General features: G+C 59.9%; 2 protein-coding genes and 1 tRNA gene. All 3 read left to right on the top strand.

What is annotated here, in order from left to right; all coding sequences use genetic code 11:
• The first annotated feature begins 489 nt into the window (after positions 1-489).
• The 3 genes from A5785_RS17785 (at position 490) to A5785_RS23090 (ending at position 4,467) form a co-directional block, all read left to right on the top strand.
• Positions 490-561, top strand: a tRNA-Gln gene (locus A5785_RS17785).
• A 2,604-nt stretch (positions 562-3,165) separates the two neighbouring features.
• Positions 3,166-3,378 carry a hypothetical protein gene (locus tag A5785_RS23555; RefSeq protein WP_082946603.1) on the top strand — a complete coding sequence of 71 codons (213 nt, stop codon included), beginning with the start codon at positions 3,166-3,168 and terminating at the stop codon, positions 3,376-3,378.
• A gap of 759 nt (positions 3,379-4,137) precedes the next feature.
• Positions 4,138-4,467, top strand: a complete 330-nt coding sequence (locus tag A5785_RS23090; RefSeq protein WP_082946601.1) for a hypothetical protein — start codon at positions 4,138-4,140, stop codon at positions 4,465-4,467.
• The last annotated feature ends 218 nt before the right edge of the window (positions 4,468-4,685 follow it).

Here is a 4,685-nt window from a genome sequence, read left to right as displayed (position 1 = left end):
GCGCCCGCCGCTGGTCGAGCTGACCACCGCTGGTCGAGCTTGTCGAGACCACCCCGCTGGGTAGATGTGGGTCGAACGTAAGGACGTGTGCGCTGCAACACACACATCTTTACGTTCGACACACATTCAGGCTGGGCCCGCTCCGCTGGTCGAGCCTGTCGAGACCACTCCGCCGGCCGAGCGCACGCTCCGCCGGTCGGGCTGACCACCCGCTGGTCGAGCTTGTCGAGACCACCCCGCGGGACCGGTCCGCGCGCCCCCCCGGCGGCCTGGCTCGGTAGATGTGCGTCGTTTGTGAGGATGTGTGCGCTGCAGCACCCACATCTTTACGTTCGACACACATTTGGGCCGGGGTCTCCGCCGGCCGAGTCGACCACCGCTGGCGGGGCTGACCACCGCTGGTCGAGCTTGTCGAGACCACCCCGCCCAGCTCGACGCCCCTGTGGCACAATCGTCTGCCGTGCCTGTGGCACACTTCTAGGCGAGTAATCCCCCATGGTGTAATCGGCAACACTTCTGATTTTGGTTCAGGCATTCCAGGTTCGAGTCCTGGTGGGGGAGCAACGAGAAGGCGCAGGTCAAGGCGTTTTCGAGCGGTGAGGTGATTAGCACCCGACCACCGCCGCCCGCTTGAATTGAAGGTCAACCCGAGTGATGTCGGGTTTCTGGCGGCCAGCCGATTGATCCGACCTATAACCTCTAATGCCGCCTGAGCGTCGGATAGGACCCAGTTCCGGCGCCAGACAGATGCTCCGATTGCTGACAGGTCCCTAACGCTAACAGTTCGCTGGGTCATGCCGTGCCGCCTCGCGTCGCACTGCAGTGCAGTCCCGACTGGGGACAGCTGGATTGGTCGGCGCAGGTCAATCGGGACCAGACTCCACGGTTGCTGTGTCTTGTCGCCTGTACTGACTACCTAGGCATGCTCCGCCCGATCTGTGGAAAGTCTGAGGGGCGATCAAGAAAGGTGCCCCCGCCGTGCGCGCGATCGCGGAAATGTCGTTCGCCTCGGCTGCCGTCCGTTCGCGACGTCCGCAGCAGATCTGGTTAATCGGGCCTTCGATCAGGGTCGGATCGATACTGTGGACGTCGGACATCACCTACTTGACCTTCGGTGAAGGCTATATGTGCCCCGGGTGCGATCAAAGATGAGCACTCTAAGCACGTGCTGGGGTAGGCGGTCGCCGATCACATGCGCATCGATGCAGCCGAGACGCTAATGCCGACACGTCGAGGGCAGCGAGAGGAACAAATCCGCACTAGGACAGGGGGTCTCAGTACACAGCTCATGCATGTTGAAGGTCTTCCGGCCGCACGGTCTGCTCTGTCGACGGGTCGGACCAAAGTGTATTGGGACTGATGGTGCTGAATCGTTATGGTCGACGTTCAAACATGAGCACTACTACCGACACGGCTACTTCTAAAGCCGCAATCGGTTGCTGCGTTTGATAACTGGATGAGTTGCTACAACATTGCGAAACCGCACTCAACGATCGGAATTCTCAACCCCATCAACTATGAGATGTCATTGAGCGCGAATCTGATGGCGTGTAACCTTCCTTCACTCTATCGGAACCGCACCCGAGAAATGCTGTGAGGAAAGGGGATCGCCACGGTGATTTCGGATGAGTCCACCCTGATAAAATCTCGCAGGAAGCGCGCAGCAAAGGCGGGCGGCCACCGGCATTCGACGCCGAACTCCATAAGGACCGCAACTTCGCCGAACGATCATTCGCATGCTCAAAGCAATGGTGCGGTCAGGCCGCTTCGGACGATTTAATGCGACTGGTCCGGCCCCGGGCGCGCTACGAAGTCATCCGTGAGTCGGTTGCGCTGGCAAAACTGCTCAATCCAATCCCGTGTTTGCCATCCGAGGCAAGGCCCAAATCCGCATGGCGTACGGTTGTCATGCTGGAAGCTGTGGCATAGAGATTTATCTCTCGCTGTGTAGCGAGGGCGACCTATGCGAGGATTTAAGCGGTGGACTCAACGAAGAATTCGTCGGAGGCGACTTGAATGAGTTGGTGGGGAGTGCTATTGGGAGTTGTAGTAGGCGTTATCGTTCTCGCATTCGCTTACGGAACGTGGCGCTTCGGGGTGTGGGCGGACGGCCGTACGGTCGTTGAGAATCCCCCAATAAAGCAGCGTATCGCCGCGATCGGTTTGGGGATACTCGCAGCAATCGCATATCTCGTTGTTGTAACGTGCGCTACCGCAGGGATTCTGCTGATCAATATTGGTTTGATCGGGGCTGTTGGGAAATTTGCGGGCTGGTCGACGAAGACGGTAGCGAGTGCAGCCTCTGGGCTTACATTGATCATTGTTGTACTGACCATCGGCGTATACGTTCTAAGCGGCTTCTGGAGAGGTTACCTGCGTCACCTACTTCCGGGCAGCGCCAGAGGGTCTGTGACGGTTGAACCCAATCAGGGCTCTGCTCTCGAGAGCACCAAGATACGCAAGCGGTGGGCCTGCGCCGAGCGACTTGACCCGTTCGCTATGCCTGTTGGAGTGGCGATTGCATCACAAGCCTTCGGCTGGAATTTGGCGGACAACGCCACCTATGCAAAGGGGATCGTAGTAGTGCTCGCGGGAGGGGCCATCGCGACCGCTCCCCGCATTTGGCGAGTATTACAGTACACACGAAGGAAGTCGGTGCGCCGCACAAATTCTGCGGACGCGTCACCCAACGACGATGTACTGTTCGAAGTTCTGCTCCCGCGATCCATCTTCACACCTGTATTTGTTGGTGTACTTGCATCTGTTGTAGTTAGGCATCTACCACCTGCAGTGGATTGGTGGCCGTTAGGCGCTTTGGCTGGCGCTGCTGTGTACTTTGCTATGGTGTTTCCCCTGACCATGGAACCGATATCCGCGGGCGAGCCTGTGCGGTGACCAGCGCCGCTTTCCATCCTGGATGAGGGTCACGGTGGTGCCGATGAACTCGTTGGTCACCGAGTAGCGGGCCGGAGCGTACCGGCTTCAGGAGGCTGTCGCCTTTACGAGTCACCGGTGGCAGACTCGCCTAGGCACGCAGCGAAGGCAACAAGTGCAGCTTCTCGTTCGATCGCGAGTCGCTCAGACGCAACGCAGAGGGTTTCACCGTGGCGTCGGGAGTTCACGTGAATCGCCCCGGGTCTGTCGGGGCTCTCGAATCTGTGAAGGATGGAGAGCATCGCACGGAAGTACAGTGAGGAACTCAAAGAGCGGGCGACGCGGATGGCGTTCGAGGCGCGACGAGACCCGGATTCAGCGCGTGGTGCGATCAATCGGATCGGTGATCAATTCGGGGTCAACCGGAGGCTGTACGAACTTGGGGTCGTCAGGCCGGAATCGATGGCGGTGTGCGGGGCGGGGACCCTCGACAAGCGACGCTGAGCGAATCGCCGCCCTGGAGCGGGACAACCGCGAGTTACGTCGGACAAACACGATCTCGAAGCAGGCCTCGGCATTCCTTTGCGGCGGAGATCGACCGCCCACAGCGATGCTTGTGGATTTTGTCGCCGCTCGTCGCGACGAACACAGAGTCGATCCGATCTGCGCGGCCCTGCGAGATCGGGCCACGCGCATCGCTGTGTCCACTGGCCGGCCCATCTGAGGCCACGCAAGGTCGACGCGCCCCGTGTAGTGTGCGATCGTCACCTCCTCGACGAGATTCGCACCGTTCACGCCGAACAACCTGTGGTTTACGGCGCCCGTAAGTCGCGCCGCAACGGGATCAATGTGGAGCGCGGCGCTGTTGAACAACTGATGAATGCCGATGGGCTGTAGAGGACACCACGACTGAAGAAGCGTGAGACAACCGTCAGTGAGGGTTGCCAAGAGCCGCAGCGTGCCTACTGGGTCGGCCGCAAGTTTCGCGCCGAAGCACCGAACGCGCTTTTGGTGGCCGGATCTGACATGTAGTCGCACTCACGCTGGCTACGTGTAGTCGGCGTTCATACTGGGTTTGTTCGATCGGATGGTCGTCGGCTGGCGGGTGTCGACCTCGATGCACACCGATCGCGCACTAGATGCACTCGATATGGGATTGTGGGCGCGTGCATGCGCCGTCCAGAGCGTGGCCGGGTCGGTCCACCATTCCGATAGCGGCGTGCAGTACCGGGCCATCTGCCACACCGAGTGTGGGACGAGGCAGTGACTTCCGTTGGCTTCAAAAGGGATTCGTGCGGCAACGTGATGGCTGAGGCGTTCAACTCGTTGCTAAGACCGGATGCATTGCACGACCCGGTCACGCGCCCGACAGGCGGATGGACGGGAATCGTCGAGGTCGAGATGGTCGAGTACATAGATTGGTTCATCCGCCAGCGTGTGCACGGCGAGATCGGCTACGTCCCGCCGATCGAGCACGAGAACGTCTACTGGTCGAACCAGACAGTCACCGACTACCCGGAGAACCCGGCACCAGTAAAGCCGGTACCAACTAACCGAGCCCCTAACAAACCCGGGACGATTCATAGGAACTAAACCTGGGTACTTCACGTGAGCCAAACTCAAACCCGTAACCTGCTCCCTTTTCAACCGGACAAGGCACCGCACTTTTCGACCGGAGCTGACGCGATCCAGGTGCACAGACCAAGACCAGCAGGAGTTGTGTACACGGCGTATAGCAGCCAGCCCGTAGAGTCGGACATATGCCCCGCAAAGACGCTTCGTCTCAGCTGACCGCGCCGCTGGCGTGGACC

Origin of the sequence: Gordonia sp. 852002-50395_SCH5434458 (assembly GCF_001665905.1) — a bacterium.
In the GTDB taxonomy this organism is placed as follows: Bacteria; Actinomycetota; Actinomycetes; order Mycobacteriales; family Mycobacteriaceae; genus Gordonia; species Gordonia jacobaea.
The sequence above is the reverse complement of the archived record's forward strand: the minus strand, read 5'-3'. Positions and strand labels throughout refer to the sequence as shown.

Excerpts from the sequence above, each read along its gene's own strand:
- A5785_RS23555 (WP_082946603.1), top strand. The coding sequence starts at position 3,166 with ATGGAGAGCATCGCACGGAAGTACAGTGAGGAACTCAAAGAGCGGGCG.